22 protein-coding genes and 1 tRNA gene are annotated in these 20,534 nt (G+C 66.2%); 13 read left to right on the top strand and 10 right to left on the bottom strand.

The window, feature by feature from the left end; all coding sequences use genetic code 11:
* Positions 1-12 precede the first annotated feature (12 nt).
* The gene (locus tag HWV23_RS09115) at positions 13-594 is read right to left on the bottom strand and encodes an IMP cyclohydrolase (protein WP_178290097.1); all 582 of its coding nucleotides are present in this window, start codon (positions 592-594) and stop codon (positions 13-15) included.
* Between the two features lie 110 nt (positions 595-704).
* Here HWV23_RS09115 and HWV23_RS09110 point away from each other — a divergent pair, with 110 nt between their 5' ends.
* From HWV23_RS09110 to HWV23_RS09100, 3 genes are all read left to right on the top strand, one after another.
* Complete coding sequence (locus tag HWV23_RS09110; protein WP_178290096.1) at positions 705-1,526, top strand: homing endonuclease associated repeat-containing protein; 822 nt, start codon at positions 705-707, stop codon at positions 1,524-1,526.
* A 27-nt stretch (positions 1,527-1,553) separates the two neighbouring features.
* Positions 1,554-1,626 (top strand) — tRNA-Gln (locus HWV23_RS09105).
* A gap of 87 nt (positions 1,627-1,713) precedes the next feature.
* A complete protein-coding gene (locus HWV23_RS09100) occupies positions 1,714-3,060 on the top strand; it encodes an outer membrane protein assembly factor BamB family protein (RefSeq protein ID WP_178290095.1) in 1,347 nt (448 codons plus the stop codon).
* Positions 3,061-3,072: 12 nt separating this feature from the next.
* On the opposite strand, the gene HWV23_RS09095 is transcribed toward HWV23_RS09100, so the two are convergent.
* On the bottom strand, positions 3,073-3,849 hold the full coding sequence (locus HWV23_RS09095) for an SDR family NAD(P)-dependent oxidoreductase (RefSeq protein WP_178290094.1): 777 nt from the start codon (positions 3,847-3,849) through the stop codon (positions 3,073-3,075).
* Positions 3,846-5,195 carry a histidinol dehydrogenase gene (hisD, locus tag HWV23_RS09090; RefSeq protein ID WP_178290093.1) on the bottom strand — a complete coding sequence of 450 codons (1,350 nt, stop codon included), beginning with the start codon at positions 5,193-5,195 and terminating at the stop codon, positions 3,846-3,848. The genes HWV23_RS09095 and hisD overlap by 4 nt, the downstream gene beginning before the upstream one ends.
* A 100-nt stretch (positions 5,196-5,295) precedes the next feature.
* Here hisD and HWV23_RS09085 point away from each other — a divergent pair, with 100 nt between their 5' ends.
* On the top strand, positions 5,296-6,450 hold the full coding sequence (locus HWV23_RS09085) for a pyridoxal phosphate-dependent aminotransferase (RefSeq protein ID WP_178290092.1): 1,155 nt from the start codon (positions 5,296-5,298) through the stop codon (positions 6,448-6,450).
* A gap of 1 nt (position 6,451) precedes the next feature.
* On the opposite strand, the gene HWV23_RS09080 is transcribed toward HWV23_RS09085, so the two are convergent.
* Positions 6,452-6,859 (bottom strand): hypothetical protein, encoded by a 408-nt coding sequence (locus HWV23_RS09080; protein ID WP_178290091.1) that lies wholly within the window; start codon positions 6,857-6,859, stop codon positions 6,452-6,454.
* An 88-nt stretch (positions 6,860-6,947) separates the two neighbouring features.
* Here HWV23_RS09080 and HWV23_RS09075 point away from each other — a divergent pair, with 88 nt between their 5' ends.
* Together HWV23_RS09075 and HWV23_RS09070 are read left to right on the top strand one after the other, a co-directional pair.
* Positions 6,948-7,340 (top strand): hypothetical protein, encoded by a 393-nt coding sequence (locus tag HWV23_RS09075; RefSeq protein WP_178290090.1) that lies wholly within the window; start codon positions 6,948-6,950, stop codon positions 7,338-7,340.
* Between the two features lie 68 nt (positions 7,341-7,408).
* Entirely contained in the window at positions 7,409-8,944 is a 1,536-nt protein-coding gene (locus HWV23_RS09070) for a glutamate-cysteine ligase family protein (RefSeq protein ID WP_178290089.1), read from the top strand.
* Positions 8,945-9,206: 262 nt separating this feature from the next.
* Here HWV23_RS09070 and ilvA read toward each other — a convergent pair whose 3' ends face one another.
* From ilvA to HWV23_RS09045, 5 genes are all read right to left on the bottom strand, one after another.
* Positions 9,207-10,415 carry a threonine ammonia-lyase gene (ilvA, locus tag HWV23_RS09065; RefSeq protein WP_178290088.1) on the bottom strand — a complete coding sequence of 403 codons (1,209 nt, stop codon included), beginning with the start codon at positions 10,413-10,415 and terminating at the stop codon, positions 9,207-9,209.
* A 255-nt stretch (positions 10,416-10,670) separates the two neighbouring features.
* A complete protein-coding gene (locus HWV23_RS09060) occupies positions 10,671-11,093 on the bottom strand; it encodes an Hsp20/alpha crystallin family protein (RefSeq protein ID WP_178290087.1) in 423 nt (140 codons plus the stop codon).
* Positions 11,094-11,140: 47 nt separating this feature from the next.
* Positions 11,141-11,995, bottom strand: coding sequence for an ABC transporter permease (locus HWV23_RS09055; protein WP_178290086.1), 855 nt, complete (start codon positions 11,993-11,995; stop codon positions 11,141-11,143).
* Positions 11,992-12,900 carry an ABC transporter ATP-binding protein gene (locus HWV23_RS09050; RefSeq protein ID WP_178290085.1) on the bottom strand — a complete coding sequence of 303 codons (909 nt, stop codon included), beginning with the start codon at positions 12,898-12,900 and terminating at the stop codon, positions 11,992-11,994. Before HWV23_RS09050 ends, HWV23_RS09055 begins: the two co-directional genes overlap by 4 nt.
* A gap of 64 nt (positions 12,901-12,964) precedes the next feature.
* On the bottom strand, positions 12,965-13,228 hold the full coding sequence (locus HWV23_RS09045; RefSeq protein ID WP_178290084.1) for a DUF7967 family protein: 264 nt from the start codon (positions 13,226-13,228) through the stop codon (positions 12,965-12,967).
* Between the two features lie 99 nt (positions 13,229-13,327).
* Between HWV23_RS09045 and HWV23_RS09040 the strand changes: the two genes are divergently transcribed.
* The gene (locus HWV23_RS09040; RefSeq protein WP_178290083.1) at positions 13,328-15,058 is read left to right on the top strand and encodes an excinuclease ABC subunit C; all 1,731 of its coding nucleotides are present in this window, start codon (positions 13,328-13,330) and stop codon (positions 15,056-15,058) included.
* Positions 15,059-15,063: 5 nt separating this feature from the next.
* Here the strand turns inward: HWV23_RS09040 and HWV23_RS09035 are convergent, their stop codons facing one another.
* A complete protein-coding gene (locus tag HWV23_RS09035) occupies positions 15,064-15,213 on the bottom strand; it encodes a hypothetical protein (protein ID WP_178290082.1) in 150 nt (49 codons plus the stop codon).
* 180 nt (positions 15,214-15,393) lie between these two features.
* Between HWV23_RS09035 and cbiT the strand changes: the two genes are divergently transcribed.
* Genes cbiT through cobJ form a run of 6 tightly spaced genes read left to right on the top strand, consistent with a single transcriptional unit; the run spans position 15,394 to position 20,533 of the window.
* Positions 15,394-15,933, top strand: coding sequence for a precorrin-6Y C5,15-methyltransferase (decarboxylating) subunit CbiT (cbiT, locus tag HWV23_RS09030; RefSeq protein WP_178290081.1), 540 nt, complete (start codon positions 15,394-15,396; stop codon positions 15,931-15,933).
* Positions 15,930-16,694, top strand: a complete 765-nt coding sequence (locus HWV23_RS09025; protein WP_178290080.1) for a cobalt-factor II C(20)-methyltransferase — start codon at positions 15,930-15,932, stop codon at positions 16,692-16,694. The genes cbiT and HWV23_RS09025 overlap by 4 nt, the downstream gene beginning before the upstream one ends.
* Complete coding sequence (locus HWV23_RS09020; RefSeq protein WP_178290079.1) at positions 16,687-17,562, top strand: cobalt-precorrin-4/precorrin-4 C(11)-methyltransferase; 876 nt, start codon at positions 16,687-16,689, stop codon at positions 17,560-17,562. Before HWV23_RS09025 ends, HWV23_RS09020 begins: the two co-directional genes overlap by 8 nt.
* 1 nt (position 17,563) lies before the next feature.
* Positions 17,564-18,544, top strand: coding sequence for a cobalt-precorrin 5A hydrolase (gene cbiG / locus HWV23_RS09015; RefSeq protein WP_178290078.1), 981 nt, complete (start codon positions 17,564-17,566; stop codon positions 18,542-18,544).
* Positions 18,545-18,575: 31 nt separating this feature from the next.
* Complete coding sequence (locus HWV23_RS09010) at positions 18,576-19,466, top strand: precorrin-3B C(17)-methyltransferase (RefSeq protein ID WP_178290077.1); 891 nt, start codon at positions 18,576-18,578, stop codon at positions 19,464-19,466.
* Between the two features lie 2 nt (positions 19,467-19,468).
* Entirely contained in the window at positions 19,469-20,533 is a 1,065-nt protein-coding gene (cobJ, locus tag HWV23_RS09005; protein WP_178290076.1) for a precorrin-3B C(17)-methyltransferase, read from the top strand.
* The last annotated feature ends 1 nt before the right edge of the window (position 20,534 follow it).

Here is a 20,534-nt window from a genome sequence, read left to right as displayed (position 1 = left end):
GACCTCGGCCCGCTACTCGCCGTTATAAAAGCCGGTCTCGAAGCCGTCGTCGGTGTTGGCCACCGCCGCCGCACAGACCGGGTGTTCGAGGTCCCGGTCGTAGAGTTCTCGGGCCATCGCTTCCGGGTCGGTCGCGTCGAGGTCGGTCGCTTCCGGGCGGTCCTTCTCGTAGGTCGCGACCAGCGTCGGTTCCTCGACAGCGTGGACGAGCATGGCATCTCGGCGGACGATGCCGATGTAACTCTCCTCGTCGCCGACGACGCCCGCGATGCGGGGCGTGTCGTAGTCGTCCTTCTCGTAATCCAGCGCGAGCAGCGGTTCGACCAGGGCGTCACGCGCCGGATAGCCGAGTTCGAGCTTTTCGGTGATGGGGTCGACCTGCGTGCCGTTGCCGATGACGGCGAAGTCGCCGCCGTCGGTCGTTCGCAGGCAGTTATACGAGATATAGGGGTTGTCCGTCTCCGGCGCGTCCGGCGTCGGCGCGACGGTGAGGGCCCCCTCGCGCTGGATGACCTGCCGGTTCGGGAACGACCGCGAGGAGACGCGGTAGGCCGCGCGGTCCGGTGCGACGACGATGAAACGTCCGACGTACATGGGCGTCAGTCTCGGCGGCGTCGGTATGTCGGTGTCGGTTCCGGTGAGGCGGCCGCTGACACTTCCGCTGCGCGGCACGGTTTTTATACTAGAGGGCGGCCAGCGAGGATATGGCGACGCCGAAACCCGAATGCATCGACGCCCTTCGGGAAGCGGCCGACCGGTTGGACAAGTCGCCGACGAAAGCCGAATACGAGGCGTTGGGGCTGACGCCTGCCTCGGCGACCATCATTCGGCAACTCGGCGGCTGGAACGCCGCGAAAGAGGCTACCGGGCTGGACATCGAGCCCTCGACGGGGGCGCGAGTTAGCGAGAAACCCGCTGATGTCGAACTCCCAGATGAGATGGAATGGTCGGAACTCTCGGTCGACCAGCGGTGGCACTATCGAAACCGCGAGCGGAACGCCGAGCGGACTCGCAGGCGGCGGGCGAAACTCCGCCAGTGGCTCAACGAATACAAGGCGGAACGCGGCTGTGTTCGGTGTGGCGAAAGCGACCCCGCGTGTCTCGACTTCCACCACAGACAGCCCTCGGAAAAGGAGATGGACGTGGGGACGATGGTAACGCACGGATACGGCAAAGCGGCGCTTCGGGACGAAATCGAGGGCTGCGATGTGCTCTGTGCGAACTGCCATCGGCTGGAGCATCACACGCCACCGACCGAGGAACTGCGAAACTGGGTGTTCGAACGGAAACGAAACCGGGGCGGGTGTGCGACCTGCGGCGAGACCGACCCGGCTTGCCTCGATTTCCATCACGTCGGTGAGAAGGCCGACACTATCGCACGGTTGGTTGCGGATGACCGCCCACGGCCGGTCATCGAAGCGGAGATTGACAAGTGCGAGCTACTGTGTGCGAACTGCCATCGGCGGGCGCATTTCGTGCCGCCGACGCCGGAGGCAGCGTCGGGCGAACACGACAATCATAAATAGTCCCGTGGCATTCCTTCGTGTGCACGCAGTCCCGTAGTGTAGTGGCCAATCACGTGGGCTTCTGGGGCCCACAACGCTGGTTCGAATCCAGCCGGGACTACTTCTTCCGAACGTTCACCGCGTAGCTACACGCTTCGCGAACCGCCGACCACGATACATATATCCGCCGCGTCTGTACGGACGGTCAATGTCCGGGTCGAACGACAGCGGGCGAACGGGTCGCACAACCAGTCGACGCCGATTGTTGCAGAGCGTCGGCCTCGCGGCGACCGCTAGCCTCGCCGGCTGTACCCTTCCCGGTCGGGGCTACGACCGGAGCCAAGAGGCGTTCGACCCGGAACCGCTGCCTTACGACGAGACGTATCCGGACGATGACGGCGTGACGATGTTCCGAGAGGGGACGCGACGGCTCGGCTACTATCCGGATGCCGTCGTCCCCGAGTCGGTCGAAAAAGAGTGGTCGATGCCGATAAACGAAATCGGCCACACGGCGGCGAAGGCGAGTCCGCGGCCGACGCCGGACGGCGAGACGCTGATTATCCCGGCCGACACGGGGAAGGTCCATGCGGTGCGGCCCGACGGCGAGCAGGTGTGGACCGCTCAGACCGGCGCGACGAACCTCGGCATCCACGGGACGCCGCTCATCGTCGATGGGACGGCCTACGTCGGCGGCTACGACGGCGCGATGTACGCCTTCGACGTGGCGACGGGCGAGCGGGTCTGGAAGACCTCCAACTGGCGCCTCCGCGGCGCCCTCGCCATCGGCTCCAGCCCGGTCTACTGGGACGGCGTCATCTACGTCGTCGCCGAGTACAACTACCCGTGGCAGGAGCCATCGGGGACGGCGTGGGCGCTGGACGCCGAGACGGGCGCGCCGCTGTGGCACGACGACCGCCTGTGGGGGATGCCACACCCCTCCTTTGCCATCGACCCCGCGACCGAGCGCATCATCACCGGGTCGAACGACGGCGTCTGTTACTGCTGGGAGTTCCCCTCCATGGAGTTCGCCTGGGAGTTCCAGACGGGTGCCGAAATCAAGGGCACCATTCCGACCTACGAGGGCAAGGCCTTCGTCGGGTCGTGGGACGGCCACTTCTACTGTCTCGACCTCGAAGACGGCAGCGAGGAGTGGTCCTTCGAGACCGGAGAGGTCATCATGTCGAACCCGGGCATCGACCCCGACGCGGGCGTCGTCTTCATGGGCAGCGACGACCACCATATCTACGCGCTGGACACCGAGACGGGCGAGGAACTGTGGTCGCGAAACGTCGGCGGCCACGTCATCGGGTCGCTGTCGGTAACCGCCGAGAGCGTGCTGGTCGGGTCCTACGATACGCACCTGTACGCGCTCGACAAGGAGACTGGCGCCATCCGCTGGCGGGTCCCGAACAACGGCCACGTGACGAGCGAAGCGGTCCCCCACGACGGGCGGGTTTATTACGCCGAACGGGCCGACCTCAGCGGCTACTGGAGCGACGCCGAAACGGTCGTCGAAACCCCCGGTCACGCCTACTGTCTCGGACCGGAATCGTGACCTAACAGACGGTCAGTACCAGATGGTGCCGGCGTCGATGTTGATGTCTTGGGCGGTCACGTTACGCGCCTTGTCGCTCGCGAGATAGGCGACCATCTCGGAAACATCCTCGGGTTCGGTCAGGCGCCCGAGGGCGGTGTCGCCGGTCAAGGCCTCCCGTTTGGCCTCCTCGAAGGAGAGTCCCCGCTGTTCGGCCTGCTTTTCGATGACGCGGTCGATGCGGTCCCCGCGGACCCCGCCCGGACAGATGGCGTTGACGGTCACGTCGTCCTCGCCGAGTTCGAACGCGAGCGTCCGCGTGACACCGATGACGGCCATCTTCGAGGCCGCATAGGGTGTCCGGCCCTCCAACGGCCGTTTGCCGGTGATAGAGGAGATGTTGACGACGCTGCCGTGGTCGCTTTCTCGGAGGTGCGGCGACGCGTGCTTGACACACCGGAGGATGCCAGTCACGTTGACGTCCATCGTGTGCTCCCACTCGTCGACCGAGACGTCCTCGACGGGGGCCGTCGGCCCGGCGATGCCCGCGTTGTTGACGAGACAGTCGAGGCCGCCGAACTCCTCGACGGTCTCCTCGATGGCCGACGCGACCGACTCCTCGTCGGTCACGTCGGTTTCGACGGGTAAGGCTCGGGATTCGTCGTCGAATTCGGCGGCCGTCTCGTAGATGCCGTCGCTGCGGGCCGCCAGCGCGACGTTGGCGCCCTCGTCGGCGAGTTGCAGCGCGATGGCCCGGCCGAGACCCTGACTCGCGCCGGTGACGAAGGCGGTGGTGTCTTCGAGCGTCATCGTTCTTCCTCTCTCTCCCCCTCTAGGTCGACGCCGCCACCTGGTTCGAGGTCGAGACTCCGGGCAAGGCCTCGTGACTCCTCCGACCGGATGCGTTTCTCGGCGGAAATCTGGTGGGCGTGGGTCCCTTCGATTTCGCAGATTTTCGCGGCCCACGGCGCGATGTCGTCGGCGCCTTCGGTGGTCAGTTCCTGATGGGTCAGCATCTTCAGGTAGGTGGTCACGTTGATGCCGCCGCTGTATTTCGCGACCTCCAGCGTCGGGAGCGTGTGGTTCGTCCCGACGGCCTTGTCGCCGAAGACGACCGGGGCGTGGTGGCCGAGGAACAGCGACCCGTAGTTGTGGAGGTCCTCGAGGAGCCCCCGGGGCTCGTCGGTCATCACCTGCAGGTGTTCGGGGGCGTAGTCGTTGGCGACGGCGGCCGCGGCATCGAGGTCGTCGGCGAGGATGACCTCGCCGTTTTCCTCCCAGCACTCCCCTGCGACCTCCTCAGTGTGGAGGTCCGGGAGTTGCTCGTGGACCTCGTCGACGGTCGCCTCGGCGATGTCCCGGTCCGTCGCGACGAGGATGGCCCGCGAGCGCGGGTCGTGTTCGGCCTGCGCGAGCAGGTCGGTCGCGACCAACGCGGGGTCGGCCGTCTCGTCGGCAATTATCAGCACCTCCGTGGGCCCGGCGAGGAAGTCGATGCCGACGTGGCCGAACACCTGCCGTTTGGCCTCGATGACGTAGACGTTGCCCGGCCCGGTTATCTCGTCGACGCTGGGGATGGTTTTGGTCCCGTAGGCCATCGACGCGACGGCCTGGGCGCCGCCCGCGACGTAGATTTCGTCCGCGCCGGCCCGGTCCATGGCGTACAGTTGGGCGGCCTGTACCGACCCGTCCGACTGAGGCGGTGCACAGGCGACGACGGTGTCCACGCCGACGACGGTCGCCGGGACGATGGTCATCGCCGGCGCCGCGACCAGCGGTTTGCGGCCGCCGGGGACGTACACGCCAGCCCGTTCGACCGGCACCAGTCGCGTCCCGAGGGTGATTCCCTCCCCGAACTCCCGCTCGAAGCCGTCGAGGTGCGAGAACTGTTCTTCGTGGAACTCACGGACGTTCTCGACGGTGTTGTCAATGGCTCGCCGCTCGGCGTCGGTAAGCGACTCCGCCGCCGCGTCGATTTCCTCGTCGCTCACCCGGAGAGCCTCGCGCTCGACGCCGTCGAATTTCCGTGTGAGTTCGCGAACCCCCTCGTCGCCGCGTTCTCGGACCGTGTCGACGATATCGCGGACGGAATCCGTGACGTCCTGTGGGATTTCGAGGGACGCGTCGGCCGCCGATTTCAGATATTCTGTGCTCATAGTTCACAATCCCCAGTATCTGAGTTAAAAACTCGTATCGCGGAACCTCGGCGCGGCCGATGACCCGATTGCTTTACTCCCGCCGGTCGTAGCCCCGCGCATGCACCAACCAACGGACCGGGTGCGGCGGGCCGAGCGGTCCCAGATACGGGTGATGTTCGACCTCGCGGAGTCGGTCGACCGCGAACTGGTCCGCCTCGAAGTCGGCGAACCGGATTTCAACACCCCCGAGCACGTCGTCGAGGCGGCCGCGGAAGCGGCCCGCGAGGGCGCGACCCACTACACCTCGAACGCGGGGCTGCCCGAATGTCGGCGGGCAATCAGCGACGCGATGGCCAGCGATTACGGCGTCGAACACGCCATCGATGAAATCGTCGTCACGGTCGGCGGGATGGAGGCCCTGCATCTGGCGGTGCTGGCGACCGTCGGACCGGGCGAGAAGTTGCTGTATCCCGGGCCGTCGTGGCCGAACTACGAGACGCAGGCGTTTCTGGCGGACGGCGAACCGGTCGAGGTGCCGATGCCCGTCGAAGAGGGCTACGACCTCGATGCCGACCGCCTCATCCAGCGGATGGGTCCGGAGACGGGTGCCGTGATTTTGACCACACCGTCGAACCCGACCGGCCGGGTCTTCGACCCCGAGCCGATTCGGGCCGTCGTGGCGGCCGCGGCCGACTGCGGCGCGCACGTCATCGCCGATGAGGTGTACGCGGGGCTGACCTACGACCGGGAGCCGCGCGGTATCGCGGCGCTGACCGGCCATCCCGACCACGTGCTGACCGTCGGCTCCTGCTCGAAAACCTACGCGATGACGGGCTGGCGGCTCGGCTGGCTGGCCGGCGAGAAATCGATTATCGGTGAGGTAACGAAAATCCGCGAATCGACGACGGCCTGTGCGTCGAGCGTCTCCCAGCACGCGGCCATCGCGGCGCTGACGGGGCCGCAGGAGCCGTTCGAGGAGATGTACGCGGCCTTCGAGCGGCGACGCGATTACGTCGGCGACCGCCTCGACGACATGGACGGCGTCTCCGCGCCACGACCCGAGGGCGCCTTCTACGCGTTTCTGGATTACGACGCCGACGCCGAGGCGCTCGACTTCGCGAAGTATCTCTTAAAAGAACACGGCGTCGTCCTCGCGCCCGGCAGCGGCTTCGGCGAGGCCGGTGCTGGCCGGCTTCGGCTCTCCTTCGCGAACTCGATGGACCGGCTGGAAGAGGGGCTGGACCGCCTCGAAAGGGGCGTCGCCGAATACTGACTCAGGACTCCTCGGCGACGGTCTCCAGAATCGTCGTTCGTTCGTCGAAGTAGGCGGGAGCGTCGCGTTCGGATTCGAAGTCGACGATGCGCGCGAGGGCGGTTTCGGGCTCGGTATCGGTGATGTCCTCGGCGAGGTCGAGATAGTCGGCCGCGAGGTCCTGAAAGGCGGACATGCGCGCTCGCTTGGCCTCGACGATAGCCTGCTTTTCTTCGAGGGATTCGCCCTCGGTTTCGATATCGCCGACGTCCTCGGGCGTCTCTTCGAGGCGCTCGCGGAGCGTTTCGATGTCCTCGTCGATTTCGTCCAGTAGCTCGTCGGCCTCCGTCCCGATGGTTTCGGCGCGGCCCGACAGCAGGCCCGCCTGCGTCTTGCAGTAGTCGACCAGTTCGTCGGTCGTCTCGGTCACGGTGGCTCTTGGGACTGCGGAGACAAGGCCCTTGCCCGACGGCGAGGCGGGAGGTGGATTGATTGTCCCGCTCGTTGTATGTTACGACATGGCAAGCACCGGCTCGGCGGGACGCGACTGGGCCGACGAGTATCTCGCGGACAAACTCGAGGGGTCGAAAAGCGAGGCCTCGGCCGAACACGGACCGCCGCCGGAGGCCAGCGATTACATGGACGACCTCACGGACGCCGACCTCACCTACGTCCACCCGGACAACCGCGCCGACCACCTCGAAACGGCGGTTCGCGCGCTCGTCCGTGCGCTGGCCCAAGAGGAAACCGTCACCGTGACCGACGGTCGGCCCGCCTCGGCGTTCGTCGAGGACGGCCGCGTCATCGTCACGATGGAGGGCCTCGGCGAGGTCATCAACGTCGACCACGAAACGGCGGCACTGCTGGCGTTCGCCTACGAACGGCCCGCGCCGACGATGGAGGAATCGTGACTCTCCGCGGGGCGCGAGGCCTCGCGACAGCCACACGTTTCAAACCCTAGCCGCACTCAGGGACCGACATGTCTGCCTCAGAACTCGCGGCGCAGGTCAGGGCGGCCCTCGAAGTCGACGACGAGGAGTTCGCGTCGCGGGTCGACAGCGAGGTCGAGGCGTTGCGCGAGGAAATCGAGGACGGCACCTTCGACAACCCGCAGGCCATCGTCGGCCTCGAATACGAGTTCTACGCGGTCGACGACGAGACGGACGCCCTCATGCGCGTCCCGCGCCGCCTGCTGGAGTATATCGGCTTCGAGAAGGAACTGGGCCTGCACAACGCCGAACTGTCGACGGCGCCCCAACCGCTGTCCCGATACGGCCTCCGCGCACAGGAAGCCGAGGTGCAGGCCAAACTCGACGCCGCCGAAACCGAGGTCAAACGCGAGGGTATCGCGCTGGTCAGCGACGGGATGTGGACGGTCCCGCCCATCGGCGAGACGGCCAGCGACTACCTGACCGACAGCATCGAGGAGGACGGCATTCGGATGGCGACGAACATGTCGGCCTCGACGCGGTATCACGCGATGGCCAACACCGATTACGCGGCGGAACTCCAACTGGACGCCCCGCACGTCTCGCTGTCGGCGGATACCGTAATGCCTGAGAGCCTCATCACCTCGATTCAGCCACACTACCAGATGGCCCACGCCCACGACCTGCCCGAGCGGTTCCGGTATGCGCTCCGTATCGCCGGGCCGCTGCTCGGCGTGGCCGTCAATAGCCCGTTCTTCCCGCCGGAACTCTACGATTCGGACCCCGAGACGATTCTCGACGAGACGTGGATGGAAAACCGCGTGCCCGTCTTCGAATCGGTGCTCAACCCCGCCGACAGCGAGAAGGTGACCTTCCCGGAGGACATCGAGGACATCGACGAGGCCCTCCAGCGTATCGCCGCCGACGAGACGGTCGTGCCGACGGTCATGGAGACGGGCCACCGCTTCGACGACCAGTTCGCCCACTTCCGGCACAAACACGGCACCTTCTGGCGGTGGGTCCGCCCCGTCTTCGACGGCCCGACGCGGCAGAGCGCCAACGCCCGCATCGAGTTCCGGCCGCTGCCCGGCCAGCCGACAGTCCGGGACACCGTCGCCCTGCTGGCGGTTTTCGCGGGGCTGCTTGAGAGCCTTCCGCGCCGCGAACACCCGCTCTACGACCTGCCGTGGGAGGCCGCCGAGGAGAACTTCTATGCGGCCGTCCGGGACGGCCTCGATGCCGACTTCCGCTGGATTACCGGCGCGGGCGAGGAGACGACCGACACCGAGGAGATATACGCCGAACTGTTCGAAATCGCCCGCGACGGCCTTGAGCTGCGGGGGCTGGACGCCGAGGAAGCCAACCGCTACATCCAGCCGCTCCGCGAGCGTGTCGACCGCCGGGTGACGCCCGCGAGTTGGAAGCATCGACTGGTCGCCGAGGCCGTCGGCCGGGGAGAGCCGTTCGCGCAAGCCGTCTGGGGGATGCAGGCCGAATACATCGACAAGCAATCCGAGACGCTCATCGAGGGGACGTTCATCGACTGGCTGCCGCAGGCCGAAGCGAGCGTGCAGAATGGTGGCTGAGTTTTAAGGAAAATCGCTCGTTTCGGCCGGGAGGATGGGTCGGCCGCAAGGCCGACCATCCGATCCGGGGAAGGGCAGGTGCGGTGCTGACCTGGTGGACTGGAAGGGTGAGGCTCGGTGGCGTTTATTTAGTCGCTAAACAGGCTCTATCCGACCGTAGGGAGGATATCCTGTTTAGCGACCGCTAGCGGGCCGAGGGCTTCCCGGCTGTTTGCGGTCGAGCAGTCACCGAGCCCTGTTTATAAAACCCGAACAGAGAACCCTACACCAAGACTTCAACTTCGTACCCGGCGGCCTCCATCGCATCCAGCAGTTCCAGCGCATGCTCGTGGCCGCGAGTTTCGAGGTCCAGTTCCACCTCGGCGGCGTTCATCGCGATATCCTTCGAGGCGCGGTCGTGCTCGATGGCGTAGATGTTCGTCCGATTCTCGGCCAGCAACTCCACCAGTTCCTCCAGCGCGCCGGGGCGGTCCTTGAGGACGGTTCGAACCCGGAGGAAGCGGCCGCGTTCGACCAGACCGCGGCGGATGACCGTCGTGAGGACGTTCAAATCGATATTCCCGCCGCAGAGCGCGGGGACGATGGTTTCGTCCTCCTCGTAGTCGAAGCGCTCTTCCAGGACGGCAGCCAGCGGGACACCCCCGGCGCCCTCGACCAGCGTTTTCGAGCGCTCCAGCAGGGAGACGACGGCGTTGGCGATTTCGGGGTCGGTAACGGTGACCACCTCGTCGACCCGCTCTTCGATGACCTCGAAGGTCTGCTCGCCGACCTTTCGGGTGGCGATACCGTCGGCGATGGTGTCGACCGAATCCCGTTCGATGACCTCGCCCTTTTCGAGGGAGGCGGCGACGCTGGAGGCACCCTCCGCCTGCACGCCGACGACGCGGGCGTCAGTCTGGGCCTTGACGGCGGTGGCGATACCGGCGATGAGGCCGCCGCCGCCGATTGGGACGACGACGGTGTCGACCTGCGGGCAGTCGTCGACGATTTCGAGGCCGATGGTGCCCTGCCCGGCCATGACGGCGGGGTCGTCGAAGGCGTGGACGTAGGTGCGGTCCTCCTCGCGTTCGATTTCGTGGGCCCGCTCGGCGGCGGCATCGTAGTCGACGCCGTGGAGGACGACCTCGGCGCCGTATTCGCGGGTGGCGTTGATCTTCGAGATGGGCGCGTACTCGGGCATGACGATGGTCGAATCGACGCCCGCGCGGGTCGCAGCGAGGGCGACGCCCTGTGCGTGGTTGCCGGCGCTGGCGGTGACGACGCCGCGCTCGCGTTCTTCGTCGGTCAGTTGGGCGATCTTGTTCGTCGCGCCGCGAATCTTGAACGAGCCGGTGCGCTGGAAGTTCTCCAGTTTCAGATGGATGTCCGCGCCGGTCCGGTTCGAGAACGTGTTGGAGTATTCGAGCGGGGTCTCCCGGGCGGTCTCCGCGACCGTCTCGCGGGCCGCTTCCACGTCGGCGAACTCGAGCATACCCACGGCTACTCGTGGCGGAATGGTAGGCCTTCCGGGCCGCCGGCACCGTCGCTCGGCGGTGGTAGGCCAAAAGGGGAAGGAGCGTGTGCATTAGATTGGGAGGCCGGATGTACCATAAAACCCCTCCATGCGGAGTGAAAGTGTAACCGCAAGACAACGCGGGGAGGAACCGTTCGTCAGACGGTCGTTCGACGGTTGACAGACGGCCGTTCGGGGGTGGTCGGGTATAAAAAGGAACTCGCTCGAGTCGGGTCAGTTGATGGGGATGTCGTGGCCGGAATCGCCCTCGGCTTCCTTCGGGAGCGTGACCGTCAGGACGCCGTTGTTGTACTCGGCCTCCGTGGCGTCCTCATCGACCGGTTCGGGGAGGCGAACCGACCGGCTGACCGACTGCTGGCGGCGCTCCCGTCGGAGGTAGCGACCCCCGTCTTCGTCGCCTTCCTCCGATTCCGCCTCGGTGTGGGTGGCCGACAGCGTCAGGCGGTCGCCCGCGAGTTCGACGTCGATGTCATCGCGGTCGAAGCCCGGCAGGTCAGCCGTCACGACGTAGGCGTCGTCGGTTTCCTCGATGTCGACGGCGACCGACCCCTCGAAGACGCCCTCGTCGAACGGTTCGAGGCGGTTGCTCATCCGGTCGAACATCCGCTCGATTTCGTCGAAGGGGTTGCGGGACATGACAGGTGAGGATACGTCGGGCAGTTAGAAAAATGGGGGACCTAAGATTACAGGTCCGAGGCTTCGAACCGGTAGTAGCCGATAGCCAGCGGGAGGATGATCCAGATTGCCATTATCACGAAGCCGAACCACGGTTCGAGGTAGAAGGCCGGCGCGTCCTGAACCTCCTGGTTTTCGGCGAGCAGGCGGACCGTCCAGTTGGTCGCCTGCTGGTAGGCGGCCGTCGGGTCGATGATGGTCAGCACCTGAAAGAGGTCCGAGAGGGGGTCGCCCTGCTGGACGCCCTCGAAGGAGAAGCCGTTGAGGCCGTAGACGATGCCCTGCGACAGGATACCCCAGAGGAACTGGAAGACGACGAAGATGCCGAACGAGCCGTAGGCGGCCCGGGAGGTAGAGGACGTGAACGCGGAGACGCCGACGGCGATGGAGACGAAGACGAACGCGAAGAGCAGCGAGGTGCCGACGAAGACGATGTATTCGAGCGCGGAGAACGCTTCGGCGAGCGCCGCCGTCGCGACGAGGCCGACGGCGAAGCCGACGAAGAGGGCGACGGTGACGACGCCAGCGCGGCCGAGGAACTTGCCGAAGACGACGTCAGCGCGGCTGTTCGGCAGCGAGAGCAGGACCTTCAGACTCCCGCTCTGTCGTTCGCCGGCCAGCGCCCGGTAGGCGACCGCGATGGCGACGATGGGGATGAACACCGCCGTCGCCTGCACGAGGCCGACGATGAGCAGAACGGTCGTCACCTCGCCGGTCAGGGCGGCCTGCTGGGGCGGCTGGATTTCGGAGACGACGTATGCCGCGCCGACCGCGAAGAGCGCGAACAGCGCCGTCAGGGCGATGAGTAGTCGCGAGCGGATGGCGTCGCGGAAGTCCTTCTGGGCGACGGCCTGCCAACTCATGCTTGCCCCTCCGTGTAGGCCGCGAAGAGTTCCTCCAGCGACGCTTCCTCCGTCGAGAAGTCCAGCACGTCGGCGCCGGCGTCTTCGAGTTCGGCGACCACGTCGGTCTTGACGCTGCTGTCACAGGTGACCCGGAGACGCGTGCCGTCGATGGCAACGTCGGAGACGCCGTCGAGGGATTTCACGCGGTGGACGGCGCCGTCCGGTACCGCGTCGACTTCGACGACGAGGGTGGTGCCGTCCGAGACGTTCTCGCGGAGCCCCTCGATGGTGTCGACGGCGACGACTTCGCCGGCGCGGATGATGCCGACGCGGTCACAGACCGCCTCGACCTGCCCGAGGATGTGGCTGGAGAAGAAGACCGTCGTGCCGCTTGCGGCCTGTTCCTCGACGATTTCGCGGAGCCGTCGGGCGCCGTTGGGGTCCAGTCCCGAAGTCGGTTCGTCGAGGATGAGCAGGTCGGGGTCGCCGACCAGCGCCATCGCCAGCGCGAGCCGCTGGCGCATCCCCGTCGAGAAGCCCTCCGCCTTCCGGTCGGCGGCGTCCTCGAGGCCGACCTGTTCCAGCAGTGGGTAGGGGTCGTCGTCGGCCTCCTTCGAGTCGATGGCGAACTCGAGGTGTTCGCGGGCCGTCAGGCGGTCGTAGAGGTCGAAGCCCTCCGGGAGGACGCCGGTCTGCTCTCGAATCGCGACGCTCTCGTCGCCGGCATCGTGGCCGAGCACGCGCACCTCGCCCGCGTCGGGGCGGACGAAGTCCAGCAGGATGTTGATGGTCGTCGACTTCCCGGCGCCGTTGGGGCCGAGGAAGCCGAATATCTCTCCGTCATCGACTTCGAGGTCGACACCACGGAGTGCCTGTACGTCGCCGAACGACTTCTGCACCCCAGACAACTCGATAGCGGTCATCTCATCCCCGGCTTCTTACCGGCGGATTATAGGCCTTGAGGCTTTCATGCGGCGTGGTAGCCCTTCAGATCGGGTCGTCGGGGGCGTGGTCCGCCCGGACGCGCTCGACTTCGGTGGCGTAGCGGTCGCGGGTTTCCTCGTCGTCGACAGGGTCGAGGTCCTCGGGGTCCGCTTCGATGGCCGCCGTCACCGTCGTCCGCTGGAGCATCGTCGATGCCAGTTCCTTCCGGAGTTGTTTGGTGCCGTCGGGCGTCGCGTAGATGAGCACCACGAGGTCGCGGTCGGTGTAGGTGCGCTCGACCAGCCAGAGCCGCTCGGAATCAGTCATTGGCGGTCGTAGTGGCGGCCACGGTTTGTACGTGCCGCTCCCATTGCTCCGAACGCGTCACGCTGATACGCCCGCGCGACTAATCCGGGACAAGCAACCATGGACGGCGCGGCGGTCCGCGAACGCGCGAACGACCTGCCCAAAGAGCCGGGCGTCTACCAGTTCGAGGCCGGCGAGACGGTGCTGTACGTGGGCAAGGCCGTCGATTTGCGGGACCGGGTCCGCTCGTATGCCGACCCTCGGGGCGAGCGCATCCGGAAGATGGTCGACCGCGCCGAACGCGTCGATTTCGCCGTCACCGATACCGAGACGCAGGCCCTGTTGCTGGAGGCCAACCTCATCAAGCGCCACCAGCCACGGTACAACGTCCGCCTGAAGGACGACAAATCCTATCCGCTCGTCCAGTTGACCGACCACGAGTTCCCGCGCATCGAGGTGACCCGCGACCCCGAGGACGGGTCGACGGTGTTCGGCCCCTTCACGAACAAGGGCCGGGTCGAGACGGTGGTCAAGGCCCTCCGCGAGACCTACGGCATCCGGGGCTGTTCGGACCACAAATACGCCAATCGCGACCGACCCTGCCTCGACTACGAGATGGGGCTGTGTACCGCGCCCTGCACCGACGAAATCGGCCGAGACGCCTATCTCGAAGACGTCGAATCGGTCGTCCGCTTTTTCGAGGGCGAGACGGGCGCGCTGGCCGAACCGCTCCGACGGGAGATGGAAACCGCCGCACAGGAGCAGGCCTTCGAGCGCGCCGCCTCGCTCCGCGATAGGCTCGACGCCGTCGAATCCTTCCACGAGGGCGGCGGCGAGGCCGTCGTCAATCGCGAGGAGGACCGCGTCGACGTCCTCGGCGTGGCCGTCGAGGGCGATTCCGCGACCGTCGCACGCCTCCACAGCGAGGACGGGAAACTGGTCGACCGGGAGCGCCACCGCGTCGACGCCCCGGAGGGCGAGGACCGCGTCGCGAGCGTGCTGGCGGCGTTCATCCCGCAGTTCTACGCTGACCGAACGCTACCCGACGCGCTGCTGTTGCCCGAACGCCACGGCGACGAGGAAGTCACCCGGTGGCTGGAAGCCGAAGGCGTCGCCGTCCGGGTGCCCGGCACCGGCCGCGAGGCGACGCTGATCGACCTCGCGCTTAAGAACGCCCGCCGGAAGGCCGGCGAGGCCGACGGCGTCACCGCGCTCGGGCGGAAACTCCGTATCGACCGCCCCGAGCGCATCGAGGGCTTCGACGTGAGCCACGCACAGGGCAAGGCCGTCGTCGGGAGCAACGTCGCCTTCGTCGACGGCTCGCCCGAAAAGAGCGACTACCGGCGGAAGAAACTCGACGAGACGAACGACGACTACGCCAACATGCGCGAACTCGTCCGCTGGCGCGCGCTCCGGGCCGTCGAAGGGCGGGACGACCGGCCGGACCCCGACCTGCTGCTCATCGACGGTGGCGAGGGACAGTTGGGCGCCGCCCGCGACGCGCTCTCGGAGGTCGGGTGGGACGTACCCGCCATCGCGCTGGCGAAGGACGAGGAGTTGGTGATTACGCCGGGGGGAGTTCACGATTGGGACGAGGACGACCCGGCGTTGCATCTCCTCCAACGCGTGCGCGACGAATCACATCGCTTCGCCGTCCAGTATCACCAGACGCTTCGCGACGAGGTGTCGACGCCGCTGGACGACGTCTCGGGGGTCGGCCCCGAATTGAGAAAACGGCTCCTCCGGCGGTTCGGGAGCGTCGACGGCGTCCGGGCGGCCTCCCGCGAGGAACTGGCCGGCGTCGAGGGTGTCGGCGAGGCGACGGCCGACGCCATCGAGCGAGCCTTATAAACAGATTACTGCTCGATGGTGAGTTTGTGGCCCGTCTCCCGGCCGTGTTCGATTATCTTCTCCGCGGGTGTCTGGCCCTCCTTTTCGACGGTTTCGGAGTAGTAGCAGTCCCCACAGACGACACGGACGTGCTGGGATCGTTCCTGTGTCGACATACTGATTGATACGCCAAGGTAACACAACGTTCTTCGGCCTAAGATAGTATTAGATATCCAACTATATCGACCTGTCGGCACGAGGGCTTAAAAATTAACAACCAGAAATTCAGACTTGTAAACTGAACTTTCCTTAGAACAATCAAAATTGTTTTGTGCACTGGTGTAGTTGTAGGCCCCATGGCACGCATAGCGCTTCCACACAACGCGAAGGCCGGGCCGACGAAACCCGAGGTCCGGTCGGTAACGCTCGGGAAGCTGAATCTGGACGACGACGACCACTTCGCCGAGGTCGGCTCCTGTACGGGCGCGGTCACGGTCGAGGCCGCCCGCCGGGCCGGCCGCGTGACGGCCATCGAGCGGAAGCCGAACCGGCTGGAGACGACCGAGAAGAACCTCGCGGCCAACGACGTCGAGAACGCGACGCTGGTCGAAAGCGAAGCCCCCGAGGGCCTGCCCGAGGACGCCGACGCGCTCTTTCTCGGCGGGTCGCGGAACTACGAGGACGTTCTGGATTTCGCCGCCGAGAACGGCATCGGCCGGGTCGTGATGAACGTCTCGCGGCTGGAAGTCGCCGGCGACGCCGTCCGAGCGTTCCGCGAGCGTGACCTCTTCGAGGAAATCGTCCAGGTCCAGGTCTCGACGGGCTACGAACTCGCCGGTGCGACGAGTTTCGACTCGAACAACCCGGTCTACGTCATCGTCGGAGGGGCCGCATGACGCTCTACGGCGTCGGATTGGGCCCCGGTGACGCCGGGCTGATTACGGTTCGCGGCCGGGGGATTCTGGAGGACGCCGACGAGGTGTACACCCCCGGCCGCCTCTCGCGGGCCGTCGCCACCGAATACGTCGACGACGAGCAGTTGGGCGACCTCGATTTCCCGATGACCCGCGACGAGGAGAAGTTGCGGAAAGCATGGAAGGAGGCCGCCGCGGAGGTCGCACCCGTCGCAAAAGACGGAACGGCCGCCTTCGTCACGCTGGGCGACCCGAACGTCTACTCGACGTTCGGCCACCTGCGCCGGACGCTGGACCGGTTCCACCTGGAGGTCGACCTCGAAATCGTCCCTGGCGTCTCGACGGTGACCGCTTTCGCGACGGCGCTGGACGTCGAGATTACCGCCGGCTCGGAACTCGCCCTTCGGGAGGCCGACAACGGCGCGTCGCCGACCGGTCCCGACCGGATGGTCCTGTTCAAGGTGACCGACGTGCCCGCGACCCACGAGGGACTGGTCGAGGCGGGCTATAGCGTGACCTACGGCCGCCGACTGTTCATGGAAAACCACGAGTCCATCGTCACCGACGACCCCAAGGAACTGACCGAGCGGGACTACTACACCGTCGCCTACGCCGAGAAACCGGGCACCGGCGAGACGCCGGCGACGGCCGCGTTCGGGACGGAGACGACGGTTGATGGCGGTGTCGTGAGCGAAGAACTCGCCACCGCGGAATCCGTTGGAGACGAGATTTACGATGACTGACGAGACCGACCCGCAGACGGCCATCGACGCACAGCGCGAGAAACACGCTCACGAGCGCGACGAGCGCGTCTACGAACACACGGCGAGCGACGAACAGGAGGGTATCCCCTTCATCGGCGCCGGGCCGGGGGACCCTCGCCTGCTGACCGTCGCCGGCAAGGAGGCGCTGGAATCGGCGGACCTCGTGGTCCACGCCGGGTCGCTGGTCAACAGCGAACTGCTGGACGCCTACTGCGACCACGCGGAACTCGTGAACTCGGTCGGCAAGGACCTCGAAGAGCTGATCCCCCTGATGCGGGACGCCTACGACGAGGGTCGCGAGGTCATCCGACTGCACTCGGGTGACCCAGCCATCTACGGCGCCGCCTTAGAGCAGATGGACGCGCTGGAACACGAGGACGTGCCGACCTACATCGTACCGGGCGTTACCTCCGCGTTCGCGGCGAGTGCGACCCTGCGGACGCAGTTGACGCTCAACGAGACGGCGAACCACGTCGCTTTCACCCGGCCGCAGGGCAAGACCCTTGACCCGGAGGACGACCATATCGCCGACTTCGTCGAGATGGGCGACGTGACGACCTGTATCTATCTCGGCACCCACGCCGTGAGCGACACGATGGACCGCCTGCTGGAGGCAGGCGCCGACCCCGAAACGCCCGTTACGGTGGTCTATCACGCCTCGTGGCCCGACGAGGACGTCATCGAGGGCACGGTGGCTGATATCGGCGAGAAACTGGCGGACGCGGGCTACCGTGCCTCCGCCCTAGTCCTCATCGGCGACGCGGCCGCGGGCGCCGGCTACGAGCGCTCCTACCTGTACGACGGCTGGGCGAATCGTGGCGGAAATACTGCGGAAAGTGACGATTAACATGAGCACCGACAGCAACGACACCGACACGAGCGATAGCGGCGGCGGACATTGCTCGACACCTGACTCCGATGGCGAAGTCGCAGAAGAAATCGCCATCATCAGTTTCGAGCGGAAACTGCCCGTCGCCGAGGACATCAAAGACGAACTGGCTGACGACTACGAGGCCATCGACATCATCGAGTACCACGGCGACGTCTTCGCCGAACACTGGGGCGAGTACGACTGCTTCGTCGGCCTGATGGCCTCCGGCATCGCGATGCGGAAAACCGCCCCATTGCTCGACGACAAGTGGGACGACCCCGCCATCGTCGTCGTCGACGAGGAACTCACCTGGGCCATCCCAATCACGGGCGGCCACCACGGTGCGAACCAGGTCGCCCACGACCTCTCGCGGATGGGTGCCGTCCCGGCGATGACGACCGCCAGCGAGGCCGCCGGCAAGCAGGGCATCGAATCGAAGGCCAAAGCCCTCGATGCCCACGTCGTCAACGGCGATTCGACCGTCGCGACGAACCTTGCCGTCCTCAACGACGAAATCGACGCGGTCGAACGCCTCGACGGCCCACGCGCGGTTCTCGTGGGCGACGACGTGACCGTCATGAAGCGCAACGATGAGGGGGTCGTCCTCGGGACCGGCACCGTCGACGGCGTCAAGAAAGAGCAGGTCCTCAACGCCTGGGAGGCCGCGCTGAAGGACCTCGACCTCGACTTTTCGGACGTTGAGTTCGTCGCTACGGCGACCCGCAAGGAGGGCGAGGAGGGCCTCGTAGAGGCTGCCCAAGAAATCGGCGCCGGAGTCGTCCACTTCGAGAAGGACACCCTGCTGGACCACGAGGGCCCGACCCCCTCGCGGGCGAAGGAACTCATCGGGTGGCCCGGAATCGCGGAAGCCTCCGCTATTGCTGGCGGACGCGAACACGAACTGGTGCGTGAGAAAGAGCGGTTCGACGAGGCCGTGACCGTGGCGGTGGGAAAATGAGCGGCGAGACCGACCAACGGGAGGTCTCGGAATGAGCGAGCGGGGAGCGGAGCGCCACGCGAGCGGCGGCGAAACCGACGCCGATACCGAGGATTACGGTACGCTCTACGTCGTCGGCATCGGCCCCGGCCTGCCGCATGCGATGACCCAGCGCGCACGCGACGTGATTCAGACCGCGGACTGCGTAATCGCCTCGAACCTCTATCAGGAGTTCCTGCGACAGGACGGGACACTTCCGCCGGAGCCCGCAACTGATGGCGGGGTTGCAACCACCCCGACCGGCGACGAGCAGGAAATCGTCCGGTCGTCAATGGGCCAGCAAATCGAGTTGGCCCGAGAGGCCTTCGAACGCGTCCGGAACGGCGAGGACGTCGCCCACGTCTCGGGCGGCGACCCGAACGTCTACGGAAAATCCGACCTCATCTTCCTGATGGCCGAGGAGGAGGAAGCCTACGACGTCCCCATCGAAATCGTCCCCGGCGTGACGGCAGCACTGGGCGGCGCGGCGAACCTCGGCGCACCCCTCTCGAACGACTTCTGTACGGTTTCGCTTTCGGACAAGTGGCGCGGCTGGGACGAAATCGCGGAGAAGCTCCGGGCCGCCGCCATCTCTGGCTTCGTCATCGTCCTCTACAACTGCTGGCGAGACTACGAGCAGGCCATCGAAGTCATCCGCGAGGAGCGGTCCGACGACGTCCCCGTCGGCATCTTCAACGACGCCGGTCGCGGCGAGGCCGGTCGCAATCTGGAGGACGAGACTCACACCATCACGACGCTCGGGGAGGCGACCGAGCACGACGAGAAGGTCGGGGGCATGGGCACCTCGATTCTGGTCGGCACCCACGAATCCCACGAGTGGAGCAACGACCACGGCGAGTACCTCGTGACGCCGCGCGGCGGCCGCGAGGTGGAGGACTTCTGAGCATGAGCACGGACAACACCACGGAGACGGCAGAGGCATCGAGTACGGAATCGAAGTGTGGTGCTTCGAGTTCCGATACCAGTACGGAATCGAAATGCGGAGCGAGTGCTTCAAAAACTGAGGCCGAAACAAGCACGGACACGAGCAGTTCGAAGTGCGGCGCCAGCACGACTGACGAATCCAGCGAGAGCAAGTGCGGAGCCTCCAGCGACTCGTCGTCTTCCTCGAAGTGCGGCGCCTCGTCGTCGGACGACGAGGAGGAAGTCGGCGCCACCGTCGACGACTTCGACGCCGACCCCGGCCGCCTCATCGCGGTCGGCCTCGGGCCCGGCCAGCCGGAGGGCATGACCACTCGCGCGAAGAAGGCGCTGGCCGACGCGGAACACATCGTCGGCTACACGACCTACATCGACCTCGTGCCCGACGAGATTACCGACGAGGCCGACGACATCTACTCGACGCCGATGTGCGGCGAGGTCTCCCGGACCGAAGAGGCCATCGACCGCGCGCTGGCGGGCAACGACGTCGCTATCGTCGGCTCCGGCGACCCGAACGTCTACGCGCTGGCGGGCCTTGCCCTGGAGATTCTGGAATCCAAGGGCGAGACCGCCTCAGCGGTGGACTTCGAGGTCGTACCGGGCGTCCCGGCCGCCCAGTCCTGCGGTGCGCGTCTCGGCGCACCGCTGGTCAACGACACAGTCTCGGTGTCGTTGTCGGACCATCTGACGCCGATGGAGGAAATCGAATCGCGCCTCCATGCCATCGCACCCGAAGGGTTCACCGTCGCCATCTACAACCCCTGGAGCCGCAAGCGCCGGGAGAACTTCCAGCGCTGCTGTGAAATCCTGCTGGAACACCGCGACGAGGATACACCGGTCGGCATCGTCCACGGCGCCTCCCGCGACGACGAGGCCACGCATATCACGGACCTCGGCACGCTCCCCGAACTCGGCGAGGAGGACATCATCGACATGACGACGACCATCATCGTCGGCAACGAGGACACCTACGTCTGGGACGACCGGATGGTCACCCCCCGTGGCTACGAGACCAAATACGACTACTGAC

Source organism: Natronomonas halophila, assembly GCF_013391085.1.
Taxonomy (GTDB): Archaea; Halobacteriota; Halobacteria; order Halobacteriales; family Haloarculaceae; genus Natronomonas; species Natronomonas halophila.
The sequence above is the reverse complement of the archived record's forward strand: the minus strand, read 5'-3'. Positions and strand labels throughout refer to the sequence as shown.